Here is a 13,496-nt window from a genome sequence, read left to right as displayed (position 1 = left end):
TCGATCGAGCGACAGGGTACCGAGATGCCGAACTCCGGTACGCTGATCGTCGAAGCGCTTCAACACGCTACAGGCCCCGCGCGACAAGGGGTAGTACGTGGAGTTGCGCGCTTCCCGCTATCCTCGCCGTTGAACCGATTCGAGCGGAAGGAGCACGACGCCGTGCCTACCTCGCCCCAGTTCCGGGACCCCCGTCGCCCCCTGACCGACCGCGCCCGCGCCCTCCTGGTGCAGCTCACCCCCGAGGAACGCCTCTCCCTCCTGCACCAGCGTCAGCCCGCGATCGACCGCCTGGGCCTCGCCGAGTTCCACACCGGCAACGAGGCCCTGCACGGCCAGGCCTGGCAGGGCACGGCGACCGTGTTCCCGCAGCCCGTGGGCATGGGCGCCACCTGGGACGCCGACCTGATCCGCCGCATCGGCGACGTCGTGGCCACGGAGGTGCGCGCCAAGCACGCCGGGGACTCCGACATCAGCCTGAACGTGTGGGCACCCGTGGTGAACCCGCTGCGGCACCCCGCGTGGGGGCGCACCGAGGAGGGCTACAGCGAGGAGCCGTGGCTGGTCGCGGCGCTCGGCACGGCCTACTGCCGCGGCCTGCGCGGGGACCACGCGCGGGTGTGGAAGACCGTGCCCACGCTCAAGCACTTCCTCGGGTACGGGAACGAGACGGACCGGTCGGCGACGTCGTCGAACCTCGACCCGCGCAGCCTGCACGAGTACGAGCTGCCCTGCTACACCGGGCCGGTCGCGGCGGGCGTCGCGGGCGCGGTCATGCCGTCGTACAACCGGGTGAACGGGGTGCCGGCGCACACCTCAGCCGAGCTGATCTCGCTGCTGCGGGACGCCGCGCCGGGGTCGCTGGCGTTCGTGTCCGACGCCGGCGCGCCGACGTTCCTGGTGACCGTGCAGCGCGAGTTCGCCACGCACGCCGAGGGGCATGCCGCGATGCTGCGCGCGGGCGTCGACTCGTTCACGGACAACGACGCCGACGCGTCGATCTCGCTCGGCCGCCTCCGCGAGGCGCTGGAGCAAGGGCTCCTCACGCAGGAGGACGTCGACCGGGCCGCGCTGCGCCTGTTGGAGCTGCGGCTCCGCACCGGGGAGCTCGACGGGGACGGCGGCGAGGACGGCAGCGGCGCGGTGGCGCGCGGCGCGGTCGTGTCGGACGACGGCGCGTCCGGCGACGGCGCGTCCGGCGACGGCGCGTCCGGCGACGGCATGGTCGGCGACGGCATGGTCGGCGACGACGTCGACCCCTACGGCGGGATCGGCCCCGAGGCGATCGACCTGCCGGAGCACCGCGTCCTGGCCCGCGAGGCGGCGGCGAGGTCGGTGGTGCTGCTCGCGAACGACGGCCTGCTCCCGCTGACGGGCGAGCCGCGGCGGATCGCCGTCGTCGGCCCGCACGCGGACCAGGTGTGCACGGACTGGTACTCCGGGACGCTGCCGTACCGCGTGACGCTCTCCGACGCCGTCCGCGAGCGCTGGCTCGGCGCGACCGTCGACGTCGTCCCGGGCGCGGACCGCGTCGCGCTGCGCACGCTCGACACGGACGCCTGGGTCTGCGTGGACCCGGACGGAACGGTGACGGCCCGCGGTCCAGAACCGGCGCAGAGGGCACTGGAGTCGCTCGCGGCCGCGACGTCGTCGGACACGCACGAACTGGAGACGCCGGCGGATACGCCGTCGGACGTGCCGCCCACGGACACCTGGCTCGACGTGACCGACTGGGGCGAGGGCCTGCTGACGATCCGCGCGGCGGCGTCCGGCAAGCTGCTCACGGGCGCCGGGTGGATCGTGCGGGCCGACGCCGAGCGCGTGGGCGGCTGGATCGTGCAGGAGTCGTTCCGGCGCGTGGCGACCGGCGGCGGCTGGGCGCTGCAGCACGTGGGGAGCGGACGGTGGCTGCACGTGCAGCGGGACATCGGCGGCATCGTCACCGAGGCCACGCGGCCCGAGGACGCGACGGTCTTCGCGTGGGAGGTCATCCGTTCCGGGGCCGACGACGTCGCGCGGGCTGCCGCTGGAGCCGACGCCGTCCTGGTGACCGTCGGGAACGACCCCCACCTGCTGGGCCGCGAGACCGAGGACCGCCCGTCGCTGCTCCTGCCGGAGCCGATGCGGAACCTGTGGCGCGCGGCCCGCGACGCGAACGACGCGTCGGTGCTGGTCGTGGTGTCGAGCTACCCGTACGTCCTGACCGAGGACTGCGCCGATGCGCGGGCCGTGGTCTGGTCGAGCCACGGCGGCCAGGAGCTCGGCCACGGCCTCGTCGACGTGCTGTCCGGCGACACGGAACCGTACGGCCGCCTCGCCCAGACCTGGCCGTCGTCGGAGGCTCAGGCAGGCGACCTCTTCGACTACGACGTCCGTAGGGCCGGCCAGACCTACCGCTGGCTCCGCGACGAACCCACGTTCTGGTTCGGCCACGGCCTCACGTACGGGCGGGTCGAGTACTTCGGCCTCGAGGTGGCCGACGACGCCGCGGGCGCCGACGCGCCGTCGGCCACCGTCACCGTCCGGAACGACGGCGACCGCCCGGCGGACGAACTCGTCCAGCTCTACTCCCTGGGCCTGCCCGGCGCCCCGATCGAGACCCCCCGCCGCCTGCTCCTGGGCCACACTCGGGTGCGGCTGGCCCCGGGCGAGACCCGCGCCGTCGTCGTGCCCCTGGAGACGGACCGCCTCGCGGTCTGGGACGACGCGGCCCGGGCGTTGCGGGTGCAGCCGGGCGGGTACACCCTGGCGGCCGGACCGTCGGCGGGTACCGCGGCGCTGCAGGCGGTGGTCGCCGTCGGCGGGTGACATGTCGCGAGCAACATCGCCCCGGGCGGGCGAGGTCGCCGGGCGGGCGGTCTCGCCAGGCAGGCGGTCTCGCCGAGCGGGCGGCGTCGCCGGCGCGGGCGACATCGCCGGCCCAGCCGGCGGGACGCTGCTCGTCAGCGCGCGTCGAACGGGAGCTGGTGCCAGTCGGCGCGGAGCGGGCGGGCGGTCCAGGCCGGGTCCGGGGTCCAGTCGGCCCAGGACTTGTCCCACCAGGTCTGGCCCGCGTCGAGGAGGGCGGCGATGCGGTCGCCCTCCGCGCGGATGGCTTCCATGCGGCCCGGGTAGCGGGCCGGGCCGGTGCGCTCGAAGTCCTCGACGTCCTTGAACTCGTAGGTCTCGGCGTCGGCGGCCCACCAGACGTCGAGCTCGTGGTCCAGGGTGTCGAAGCCCATCGGGGTGCGGCGGGGCGCGTCCTCCAGGTTGAAGTACCAGCCCTGGAAGGCGCGGTCCTCGCCCGCCCAGAACAGGAAGAGCGAGTGCTCGACGCCGGTCCAGTGCAGCTCGAGGCGGCCGTGACCGTGCCAGTGGGTCGAGCCCTTGACCTTCCAGGGATGCGGGCCGATCGGGAACTCGCCCTCGCCGTCCGGCAGGTACCCGAACTCCGCGCCCGTCGGCGTGTAGGTCACCAGCAGGTCGCCGTCGTCCCGCACGCAGATCTGCGGTATCGCGATCCAGGGCTCACCCCGCATGATCTCGCGCCGGACCACGGTCTCACCAGGTGCGAAAAGCCTCGTCATGCTCGGACCGTATCAATCCCGCCCGCCGACCTCGGTGCCCGCTCTCAGGACCCGCAGCGGGCGGAGGCTCTCGTCGGCGACGACGACGTCGGCGCGCAGGCCCCGGGTGAGGGTGCCCAGTTCGCGGTCCAGGCCCAGGACGCGGGCCGGGACCGCCGAGGCCGCCCGGACCGCCTCCGTCAGCGGGACGCCGGCCTCGACCGTCCGGCGGACGACGTCGATCAGGTGGGAGGTGCCGCCCGCGATCGCACCGCCGCCCGGGTGGTCCGGGTCGGTGAGGCGCGCGACGCCGTCGCGGACCGTGACCCGCAGCGGGCCGAGGTCGTAGGGGCCGTCCGCGACCCCGGCCGCCGCCATCGCGTCCGTGACCAGCGCGACCTGGTTCGCTCCGGCCATGCCGAACACCGTGCGGACCGTCGCCGGGTCCAGGTGGACGCCGTCCCCGATCAGCTCCACCACCAGGTCGCCGCGCACCGCCGCCGCGAGGCACGCGGCGATCGGGCCGGGTGCGCGGTGGTGCAGGGGGCGCATCCCGTTGAAGAGGTGGGTCGCGGTCATCTCGCGGCGGCGGAGCACCGGGAGGGCGCTCGCGACCCCGCCCGCGGCGCGACCCTCGGCACCCCCACCGGGGCGGGTGCTGGTGCGGGTGCTCGCGTGGGTGCTGGTGCCGACATCGGTGGGGATGCCGGTGCCGGGCACCGGGAACGTGGTCCCGGACGTCCCGGCCAGCTCCGCCACCATGCGCAGGCTCCCCGAGACCTGGGCGATCAGGGCCTCGGCCTGCTCGGTGGTGCCGTCGGTGTGGCCGAGGGACGGGATCGCGCCCGCCTCGACGAGCGCCGTCGCGACGCCGCCCGGGCCGGCCACGCCCGGGACCTCGGGGGCGATCGTCATGGAGGCCAGATGCCCGCGGGCGGCCTTCGCGAGCTCGCGGACCAGGTCCGCGTCGCCCTCGCGCAGGTCGGCCGGGTTGTGGGCGCCGCGCCGCTCGTGGGAGAGGAACGGGCCCTCGGCGTGGATGCCGGCGATCTCCCCCGCGTCGGCGAGGTCCGCGAGCATCGCGGCGCGGGTCAGCAGGATGTCCGGGGAGGCCGAGACCAGGGAAGCCAGCATCGTCGTCGTCCCGTGGCGGCGATGCTCCAGGACGGCGGTCATCGCCTCGTCCGCGCTGGTCGCGTCGGGGAAGCCGACGCCGCCGCCGCCGTGGTTGTGCAGGTCGACGAGGCCCGGCAGGAGGTAGTCGTACGACGGCGGCGCGCTGTCCACCTGCGCGTCGAGGCCCGCGTCGCGTGCCTGCCGTGCCGTGCCCACGAAGACCAGGCGACCGCCCCGGGCCACCACAACGCCGTCGTCCACCACCGCGTCCGGAAGAACGATCCGTCCACGCAGGACGACCGCCCCGGAAGTTCTCTCCGTCACGCCCCCTATCCTGCCCGACCCCCAGGGCCCCTCCGGCCCAAACGGCCCCGCCCCGGCCCCACTCACCGGCTGGAGGGCGATTCAGTAGCATCTCAGCACCGAAAACCCGCCGGTCGAATGGATTTGATGTGCTACTGACGACACGGGTAGCCCCGGGTGTCGGGTTAGAAGAGGCGGGAGGTTGGGTCGTCTGCGCCTCGCATCGCGTCGTAGTCCAGGGTTAGGCACTGCATGCCTCGGTCGGTGGCCAGGACGCGGGCCTGGGGCTTGATCTCCTGGGCGGCGAAGACGCCGCGGACGGGGGCCAGCAGCGGGTCGCGGTTCAGCAGCTCCAGGTAGCGGGTGAGCTGCTCGACGCCGTCGATCTCGCCGCGGCGCTTGATCTCCACGGCGACCGTGGCGCCCGTGGCGTCGCGGGCCAGGATGTCCACCGGGCCGATCGCGGTCATGTACTCGCGGCGGATCAGCGTGCTGCCCGCGCCGAGCAGGCTGATCTGCTCCGCGAGCAGCTCCTGCAGGTGCGCCTCCACGCCGTCCTTCACCAGGCCGGGGTCGATGCCGAGGTCGTGGGCGGAGTCGTGGTGCACCTCGTGCAGCTCGATCTCCAGGCGGTCGTCGCTCTTCTTGTGCTGCACCGTCCAGAGCTGGGTGACGCCGCGCTCGGCGGCCTCCGCGCCCGGCAGGCCCTCCGTCATCGTGCAGGGCGGGCTCATCCAGTTCAGCGGCTTGTACGACCCGCCGTCGGAGTGGAGCAGCACGCTCCCGTCGGCCTTGACCACGATGAGCCGCTTGGCGAGCGGCAGATGAGCGGTCAGGCGCCCGGTGTAGCGGGCGGAACAGTCGGCGACGACGAGACGCAAGGAAGCTCCTACTGGGTCGGGCGGCGGAACGAGACGGCTGGGCCGGGCGGAACGACGGCCCCTGGACCGGGCCGTCCGCCCTGCGCCCCGGCAGACGAACGCCGAGGCAGCAGGCTCCACGGGGAAGCTACTACCTCGGCTCGGGTCGTGCGAACGTTGCGGCCGGTCAGACGGCTCGGACCACTCGGACAGCTCAGATGACGAGATCCTGCCGCCCGGGCGGCGCGGCCTCCAGCCAGGAGGCGAGGCCGAAGTAGTCGCCCGACGCGAGGTCCAGCTCGATGTCACCGCCGTCGTAGCGGCAGCGCACGAGGTAGTGCGCCGGGCCGTCGTCGTCGAACTCCTCGCGCCCGATCAGCTCCAGCCGTTCGCGGTACCAGGTGCGGGCCGGGCGCGGCGACAGCGACCAGACCCGCCACCAGTCGATCCTCCCGACCGCGTACTGCGCGATCCCGGCCGTCCACGACTCGGTGCCGGCCGCCCGCGCGCTGCACGCGAAGGATCCGACCCGGCGGGACAGGGTGCGCGCACGGCTCGCGCCCACGCCGAGGACCAATGCGATCGCGGCAACGATCGCCAGCGCGACCCAGACGACGCCCGGCACCCGTCCCTCCTCAGACCAGGGTGATCTCGTCGACGACGATCGTCACGAGGTTCTCGTCCACGGACACGAACCCTCCGGTGACGTCCGCCTCCACGGCCGTACCCGTCGCGGTGCGCACCGTGATCTTGCCCGGGCGCAGCACCGCGAGGAGCGGCGTGTGATTCGCCAGGATCCCGATCTGGCCGTCCACCGACGGCGCACTCACCTCTTTGGCGACCCCGGACCAGACCTTGCGGTCCGTGGCCACGAGGTCCACGCTCAGCTCAGCCACTGCGGGCCTCCCTCTTGAAAAGTACGGGGTCACGGTACGTCGCCGGACACGAAGCTCGTCCGACGACGTACCGCGGGGGAACTACGAGGCTCAGGCCCCGTACTCCTTCTGGATCCGGGCCCAGTTCTCCTCGAGCATCTCGAGGCCACCGATGTTGTAGAAGGCCTGCTCGGCGATGTGGTCGAACTCGCCGTTCGCGATCAGCTTGAACGCCTCGATGGTCTCGGCCAGCGGGACGGTCGAGCCCTCGACGCCCGTGAACTTCTTGGCCATGTAGGTGTTCTGCGAGAGGAACTGCTCGATGCGGCGCGCACGCGCGACGACGGTCTTGTCCTCTTCCGAGAGCTCGTCGACACCCATGATCGCGATGATGTCCTGGAGCTCCTTGTTGCGCTGCAGGATCGACTTCACCTGCGTCGCCACGTCGTAGTGCTCCTGGCCCACGTAGCGCGGGTCGAGGATGCGCGAGGTCGAGGACAGCGGGTCGATCGCCGGGTACAGACCCTTCGACGCGATGGCACGGGAGAGCTCCGTGGTGGCGTCGAGGTGGGCGAACGTCGTGGCCGGGGCCGGGTCGGTGTAGTCGTCCGCGGGCACGTAGATGGCCTGCAGCGACGTGATGGAGTGACCGCGCGTCGAGGTGATGCGCTCCTGGAGGAGACCCATCTCGTCGGCGAGGTTCGGCTGGTAGCCCACGGCGGACGGCATGCGGCCGAGCAGCGTGGAGACCTCGGAACCCGCCTGCGTGAAGCGGAAGATGTTGTCGATGAAGAGCAGCACGTCCTGCTTCTTCACGTCGCGGAAGTACTCCGCCATCGTCAGGGCCGACAGGGCCACGCGCAGACGCGTGCCCGGCGGCTCGTCCATCTGGCCGAAGACGAGGGCCGTCTTGTCGAAGACGCCCGCCTCCTCCATCTCGCCGATGAGGTCGTTGCCCTCACGCGTGCGCTCGCCGACGCCGGCGAACACGGACACGCCGCCGTGGTCCTGCGCCACGCGCTGGATCATCTCCTGGATGAGGACCGTCTTGCCGACGCCCGCACCACCGAAGAGGCCGATCTTGCCACCCTGCACGTACGGGGTGAGCAGGTCGATCGACTTGATGCCCGTCTCGAACATCTGGGTCTTCGACTCGAGCTGGTCGAACGACGGGGGCTTGCGGTGGATCGGCCAGCGCTCGGTGACCTCGTACTTCTCGCCCTCGGTGAGGTTCAGGACCTCACCGGTGACGTTGAAGACCCTGCCCTTGGTGACGTCGCCGACGGGCACGCTGATCGGCTCGCCCGTGTCGGTCACCACGGCGCCGCGCACGAGGCCGTCGGTCGGCTTCAGCGCGATGGCGCGGACCAGGGAGTCGCCGAGGTGCTGCTCGACCTCGAGCATCAGGGTGAAGGGCTCCTCGCCCTGGCCCAGGTCGATCTGGACGGAGAGGGCGTTGTAGATCTCGGGGATCGCGTCCTCGGGGAACTCGATGTCGACGACGGGGCCGATCACCCGGGCGACCCTGCCGGTCGCCGGGGCGGTCGAACCCGCGCCGGGCGCTTCCACGGTAGTGGCGGTCATTGCTTGCCTCGCTTCGGTGGGCCGGAGGGTCCCTCCGGCGAGTGTCGGTTGTCAGTCAGGCGTCAGGACGCCAGGGCATCGGCACCCGAGACGATCTCGCTGATCTCCTGGGTGATGTCGGCCTGTCGTGCCTGGTTGGCCAGGCGGGTGTAGGTACGGATCAGCTCTTCCGCGTTGTCCGTCGCCGTGTGCATCGCGCGCTGGCGGGCGGCCAGCTCGGAGGCGGCGGCGTCCAGCAGCGCGGCATAGATGCGCAGCTCGACGTACCGCGGCAGCAGGGTGTCCAGCACGGCCTCGGGCGAGGGCTCGAAGTCGTACAGCGGCATCGTCCTGCCGTCGTCGGCCGGGGCCACGCCCTCGACGACCTCGAGCGGCAGCATCCGGACCACGCGCACCTTCTGCGTGACCATGTTGACGAACTGCGTGGAGACCACGTGCAGCTCCGAGACGCCGCCCTCGTCCTCCGCCGCCAGGAACCGCTCCAGGAGGGTCCGGGCGATCTCGTGCGCGACCTCGGTCGTCGGGTTCTCCGAGCCGTACGTCCACGAACCCGCGATCTCACGGCCGCGGTACGAGTAGTACCCGATGGCGCGGCGGCCGGTGACGTAGAGGGAGACCTCCTTGCCCTCGGCGCGCAGCTGGTCCGTGAGGCGCTCGGCCTCCCGGACGATGCTCGCCGGGTAGGCGCCGGCCTGCCCGCGGTCGGACGAGATCACCAGCACGGCGACCTTCGTGCCGCCGGCCTCCTCACGCGTGAGGGGGTGGTCGACGTCGGTGTGGGTCGCCACCGCCGACACCGCGCGCGTGACCGCCTGCGCGTACGGGGCAGCCGCCGCCGTGCGCGCACGAGCCTTCGGCAGCCGCGAGGCCGCCATCATCTCCTGCGCGCGGAACATCTTCTTCAGCGACTGCGTCGACTTGATCCGCGCCTTGTAGACGCGCTGCATTCCTCCGGCCATGGTCAGGCCCTCTTCTGGACGACGATCTGCTCCTGCTCGACGTCGACCGGCTCGCCGTCGGACGCGCCGACCAGGGCCTCGCCGTCACCCTTCACGAAGCCCGCGCGGAAGTCGTCGATGCCCGAGGCGAGAGCGGCCTCGATGTCGTCGCCCCACTTGCTCTCCGCGATCTTGGACAGGACGTCGGACTTGCGGCGCAGGTGGTCCAGCATCTCGGACTCGAAGCGCAGCACGTCCGACACCGGGACGTCGTCCAGCTTGCCCTTGGTGCCCGCCCACACGGCCGCGACCTGGTCCTCGACCGCGTACGGCGAGTACTGCGGCTGCTTGAGCAGCTCGGTCAGGACCGCGCCGCGGCGCAGCTGCGCGCGGGAGGCGGCGTCGAGGTCGGACGCGAACAGCGCGAACGCCTCGAGCGACCGGTACTGCGCCAGCTCCAGCTTGAGCGTGCCGGAGACCTTCTTCATGGGCTTGAGCTGCGCGTCACCACCGACACGGGACACCGAGACACCGACGTCGACCGCCGGGCGCTGGTCCGCGTTGAACAGGTCGGACTGCAGGAAGATCTGGCCGTCCGTGATGGAGATGACGTTCGTCGGGATGTACGCCGAGACGTCGTTCGCCTTGGTCTCGATGATCGGCAGGCCGGTCATCGAGCCCGCGCCCAGCTCGTCGCTCAGCTTGGCGCAACGCTCCAGCAGGCGGGAGTGCAGGTAGAAGACGTCACCCGGGTAGGCCTCGCGGCCCGGCGGGCGGCGCAGCAGCAGCGACACGGCGCGGTAGGCCTCGGCCTGCTTCGACAGGTCGTCGAACACGATCAGGACGTGCTTGCCCTGGTACATCCAGTGCTGGCCGATGGCCGAGCCGGTGTACGGGGCCAGGTACTTGAAGCCCGCCGGGTCCGAGGCCGGGGCCGCGACGATCGTCGTGTACTCCAGGGCACCGGCCTCCTCGAGCGCGCCGCGCACCGAGGCGATCGTCGAGCCCTTCTGGCCGATGGCGACGTAGATGCAGCGCACCTGCTTGCTCGGGTCGCCCGACTCCCAGTTGGCCTTCTGGTTGATGATCGTGTCGACCGCGATCGCCGTCTTGCCGGTCTGGCGGTCACCGATGATCAGCTGGCGCTGGCCGCGGCCGATCGGGATCATCGAGTCGATGGCCTTGATGCCGGTCTGCATCGGCTCGTGGACCGACTTGCGCTCCATGACGCCGGCGGCCTGCAGCTCCAGGGCGCGGCGGGCGTCCGTGGCGATCTCGCCGAGACCGTCGATCGGGTTGCCCAGCGGGTCGACGACGCGGCCGAGGTAGCCCTCGCCCACGGGGACCGAGAGGACCTCGCCCGTCCGGCGGACCTCCTGGCCCTCCTCGATGCCGGTGAACTCACCGAGCACCACGACACCGATCTCGCGGACGTCCAGGTTCAGCGCGAGGCCGAGCGTGCCGTCCTCGAAACGCAGCAGCTCGTTCGCCATCGCACCGGGCAGGCCCTCGACGCGGGCGATGCCGTCGGCGGCGTAGACGACCAGGCCCACCTCCTCGGACGCCGCGGCGTCGGGCTCGTAGGACTGCACGAAGCTGTCCAGCGCGGACCGGATCTCGTCCGGCCGGATCGTCAGCTCAGCCATTGCTCTTCTCCTGTCGTGCCGCGGTGGGCGCGGCGGAAGGTCTTGTTCATGATCAGCCGGCCAGGCGACGCTGCGCGTCGGCCAGGCGCGAGAGGACTGTGGAGTCGACGACGTCGGCGCCGACCTGGATGCGCAGGCCTCCGACGACCGCGGGGTCCACGGTGACGTTCAGCTGCACGGCACGGCCGTACGACCGCTCGAGGATCGCCGCGAGGCGCTCCTCCTGGGCCTGGCTCAGGACCGTGGCCGACGTCACCGTGGCCACGAGGCGCTTGCGGCGCTCGGCCGCGACCTCGCCGAACCAGGTGAGCGCCGGCACGAAGCGCCGGCCGCGCGGGTACAGCGTCGCGCGCAGTGCCAGGGCGTGCGTCACCGCGTCGGCCTTGCCGCCGAGCAGCGCGTCGACCAGGGCACGACGGCGCGCCGGGGCGGACGTCCCGTCCGACAGCGCCTGCCGCGCCTCCCGCTGGCCGGCGAGCGCCCGGGTGAACCGGAACAGCTCGTCCTCGACCGTCTCCAGCGTGCCGCGCGACTCGGCCGAGGCCAGCGTCGCGTCCACGGCGAGGCGCTCGACGGCGTCCACGAGGTCGCCCTCGCTCGCCCACCGGGACCGGACCATGCCGGACACCAGGTCGACCACGCGCTCGTCGAAACGGCCGAGCAGACCGGCCACCAGGCCGGCCTTGTCCTCGCCGCCCCGGGACGGGTCGGAGAGCGAACGGCGCAGCGCGCCCGACTCGTCCAGCGCCTCGACGACGGCGAACAGCTGCTCGCCGATCGTCAGGGCATCCGCGCCCGCGGCCAGCAGGACCGGCTCGAACCGTTCCCGGGCCGCTTCCAGCGATGCTCCGCTCGTTCCCCGCATCACGCCTCCTTTGAGCCCGGCACTGCGCCAGCCGCCGCGTTCGCCACCACACCCTGGGTCGCCTCGAGCTCGTCGAGGAACCGGTCCACGACGCGCGACTGACGCGCGGAGTCCTGGAGCGACTCGCCGACGATCTTCGACGCGAGGTCCGTGGCCAGCGTGCCGACCTCGGCGCGCAGCGAGACCGCGGCCTGCTGGCGCTCGGCCTCGATCTGCCGGTGCGCGGTCTCGGCGATCCGCGCCGCTTCCTCGTTGGCCTTGGCCTTGAGGTCGTTGACGATGACCTTGCCCTCGGCGCGCGCTTCCTCGCGGACCTGCGCGGCCTCCTGACGGGCCTCGGCGAGCAGGCGCTCCTGCTCGGCCAGGTTCTGGTCGGCCAGAGCCTGGGCCTCCTCGGCCTTCTTGATGCCGCCCTCGATCTGCGCGGCGCGCTCGTCGAGCACCTTGTTCATCGGGGGCAGCACGAACTTGTAGAAGACGACCGCGATGATGACCAGCACCACCGCCGACCAGAACAGGTCGTACCCGGCCGGCAGGAACAGTTCGATGCCTTCCGGCTCTTCCGTCTGCGCCGTCACGATTCCGCCGGCGCCCGAGAGCGCCGACATCACGCGGCCGGGAAGAGGAAGCCGGCGACGAGCCCGAGCAGGGCAAGCACCTCGACGAACGCGACACCGAGGAACATGGTGGCGCGGAGCTGGCCGGCGACCTCGGGCTGGCGGGCCATGCCCTCGATGGTCTTGCCGATGAGAATACCGAGACCGATGCCCGGGCCGGTGGCGGCGAGGCCGTAGCCGACCGCGTTCAGGTTACCGGTGACCTCGGCGAGAGTAATGGCGTCCACTTACGTCTTCCTTCCGTTGGGCGCCGAGACCGATCAGGCCCGACGTCGCGTGGTTGCGAATAGACGCACAGCGCGCCCATCGCCGTTCATTCAGTTGGAAAGTTCAGGTGTCACTGGGATGCGGGTACCGCGAGGGAGCGGGACGGGCCGGAGCCCGTCGTCTCAGTGCTCCTCCTCCAGCGACATGTTGATGTAGACCGCGGCCAGGAGGGCGAAGATGTACGCCTGCAGGAACGCGACCAAGACCTCGAACAGCGTCACGAAGATGCCGGCCGGCAGCGTCAGCAGGCCGAAGGCCATCAGGCCCGAGCCCGCCGAGTCGATGACGAAGAACTGCGTCGCCGCGAAGCAGAGCACCAGCATGATGTGACCGGCGACCATGTTCGCCACGAGCCGGACCATCAGCGAACCAGGCCGGATGACCAGGATCTGCAGCAGTTCGATCGGCGTCAGGATGAAGTAGATCGGCCACGGCACCCCGGGCGGGAAGAGGTTCGCCTTCAGGTAGCCGCCCAGACCGTGCTTCTGGATGCCCGCGTACCAGTAGGTGACGAAGACCCAGAGCGCGAGGAGCAGCGGGACGCCGATCCGGGAGGAGGCGGCCAGGTTCAGCCCGGGGATGACACCCGTGAGGTTGAAGGCCAGGATCGTGAAGAAGATCGTGGTCAGCATGGGGATGTAGCGCTTGGCGCGCTCCTTCCCCATGATCTCCTCGCCGATCTGCACGCGGACGAAGCCGAGCAGGTACTCGACCCCGGCCTGGAACCGGCCCGGTACGACCTTCGCGCGGCGCGCCGCGATCACGAAGACCGTCAGCAGCGCGATCGTGGCGATGATGCGGATGATCCAGAGCCGGTCGATCTGGAAGACGGTGTCGCCGAACGCGATGGCTTCCGGGAAGAAGTCAGACAACGACGGCG

General features: G+C 71.7%; 13 protein-coding genes. 1 reads left to right on the top strand and 12 read right to left on the bottom strand.

The features are described 5' to 3' along the window. Positions 1 to 162: 162 nt before the first annotated feature. Positions 163 to 2,808, top strand: coding sequence for a glycoside hydrolase family 3 C-terminal domain-containing protein (locus tag ABD208_RS10070; RefSeq protein WP_344102161.1), 2,646 nt, complete (start codon positions 163 to 165; stop codon positions 2,806 to 2,808). A 134-nt stretch (positions 2,809 to 2,942) separates the two neighbouring features. Here ABD208_RS10070 and ABD208_RS10065 read toward each other — a convergent pair whose 3' ends face one another. The 12 genes from ABD208_RS10065 to atpB form a co-directional block, all read right to left on the bottom strand. Beyond that, entirely contained in the window at positions 2,943 to 3,566 is a 624-nt protein-coding gene (locus ABD208_RS10065) for a ribonuclease FAU-1 family protein (protein WP_344102159.1), read from the bottom strand. A gap of 12 nt (positions 3,567 to 3,578) precedes the next feature. Continuing rightward, the gene (locus ABD208_RS10060) at positions 3,579 to 4,985 is read right to left on the bottom strand and encodes an N-acetylglucosamine-6-phosphate deacetylase (RefSeq protein WP_344102157.1); all 1,407 of its coding nucleotides are present in this window, start codon (positions 4,983 to 4,985) and stop codon (positions 3,579 to 3,581) included. Between the two features lie 164 nt (positions 4,986 to 5,149). Next, positions 5,150 to 5,845 carry an endonuclease NucS gene (gene nucS / locus ABD208_RS10055; RefSeq protein WP_344102155.1) on the bottom strand — a complete coding sequence of 232 codons (696 nt, stop codon included), beginning with the start codon at positions 5,843 to 5,845 and terminating at the stop codon, positions 5,150 to 5,152. Positions 5,846 to 6,038: 193 nt separating this feature from the next. After that, entirely contained in the window at positions 6,039 to 6,449 is a 411-nt protein-coding gene (locus tag ABD208_RS10050) for a DUF2550 domain-containing protein (protein ID WP_344102153.1), read from the bottom strand. 10 nt (positions 6,450 to 6,459) lie between these two features. Next, positions 6,460 to 6,720 carry a F0F1 ATP synthase subunit epsilon gene (locus ABD208_RS10045; protein WP_344102151.1) on the bottom strand — a complete coding sequence of 87 codons (261 nt, stop codon included), beginning with the start codon at positions 6,718 to 6,720 and terminating at the stop codon, positions 6,460 to 6,462. Positions 6,721 to 6,810: 90 nt separating this feature from the next. Continuing rightward, on the bottom strand, positions 6,811 to 8,283 hold the full coding sequence (atpD, locus tag ABD208_RS10040) for a F0F1 ATP synthase subunit beta (protein WP_344102149.1): 1,473 nt from the start codon (positions 8,281 to 8,283) through the stop codon (positions 6,811 to 6,813). 62 nt (positions 8,284 to 8,345) lie between these two features. After that, positions 8,346 to 9,242, bottom strand: coding sequence for a F0F1 ATP synthase subunit gamma (locus ABD208_RS10035; protein WP_344102147.1), 897 nt, complete (start codon positions 9,240 to 9,242; stop codon positions 8,346 to 8,348). 2 nt (positions 9,243 to 9,244) lie between these two features. Next, positions 9,245 to 10,867, bottom strand: a complete 1,623-nt coding sequence (gene atpA, locus ABD208_RS10030) for a F0F1 ATP synthase subunit alpha (RefSeq protein ID WP_344102145.1) — start codon at positions 10,865 to 10,867, stop codon at positions 9,245 to 9,247. 52 nt (positions 10,868 to 10,919) lie between these two features. Next, complete coding sequence (locus ABD208_RS10025) at positions 10,920 to 11,732, bottom strand: F0F1 ATP synthase subunit delta (protein ID WP_344102142.1); 813 nt, start codon at positions 11,730 to 11,732, stop codon at positions 10,920 to 10,922. Next, complete coding sequence (locus tag ABD208_RS10020; protein ID WP_344102140.1) at positions 11,732 to 12,340, bottom strand: F0F1 ATP synthase subunit B; 609 nt, start codon at positions 12,338 to 12,340, stop codon at positions 11,732 to 11,734. The genes ABD208_RS10025 and ABD208_RS10020 overlap by 1 nt, the downstream gene beginning before the upstream one ends. Next, positions 12,340 to 12,576: an ATP synthase F0 subunit C gene (locus ABD208_RS10015; RefSeq protein ID WP_192861434.1), complete on the bottom strand. Its 237-nt coding sequence runs from the start codon at positions 12,574 to 12,576 to the stop codon at positions 12,340 to 12,342. Before ABD208_RS10015 ends, ABD208_RS10020 begins: the two co-directional genes overlap by 1 nt. A gap of 162 nt (positions 12,577 to 12,738) precedes the next feature. Next, entirely contained in the window at positions 12,739 to 13,488 is a 750-nt protein-coding gene (gene atpB / locus ABD208_RS10010) for a F0F1 ATP synthase subunit A (protein WP_344102137.1), read from the bottom strand. Between the last annotated feature and the right edge of the window lie 8 nt (positions 13,489 to 13,496).

It is taken from the genome of Myceligenerans crystallogenes, from assembly GCF_039529775.1.
GTDB classification, from domain to species: Bacteria; Actinomycetota; Actinomycetes; order Actinomycetales; family Cellulomonadaceae; genus Myceligenerans; species Myceligenerans crystallogenes.
Note: the sequence above shows the minus strand (reverse complement) of the source record. Positions and strands in the feature narration are given on the sequence as shown.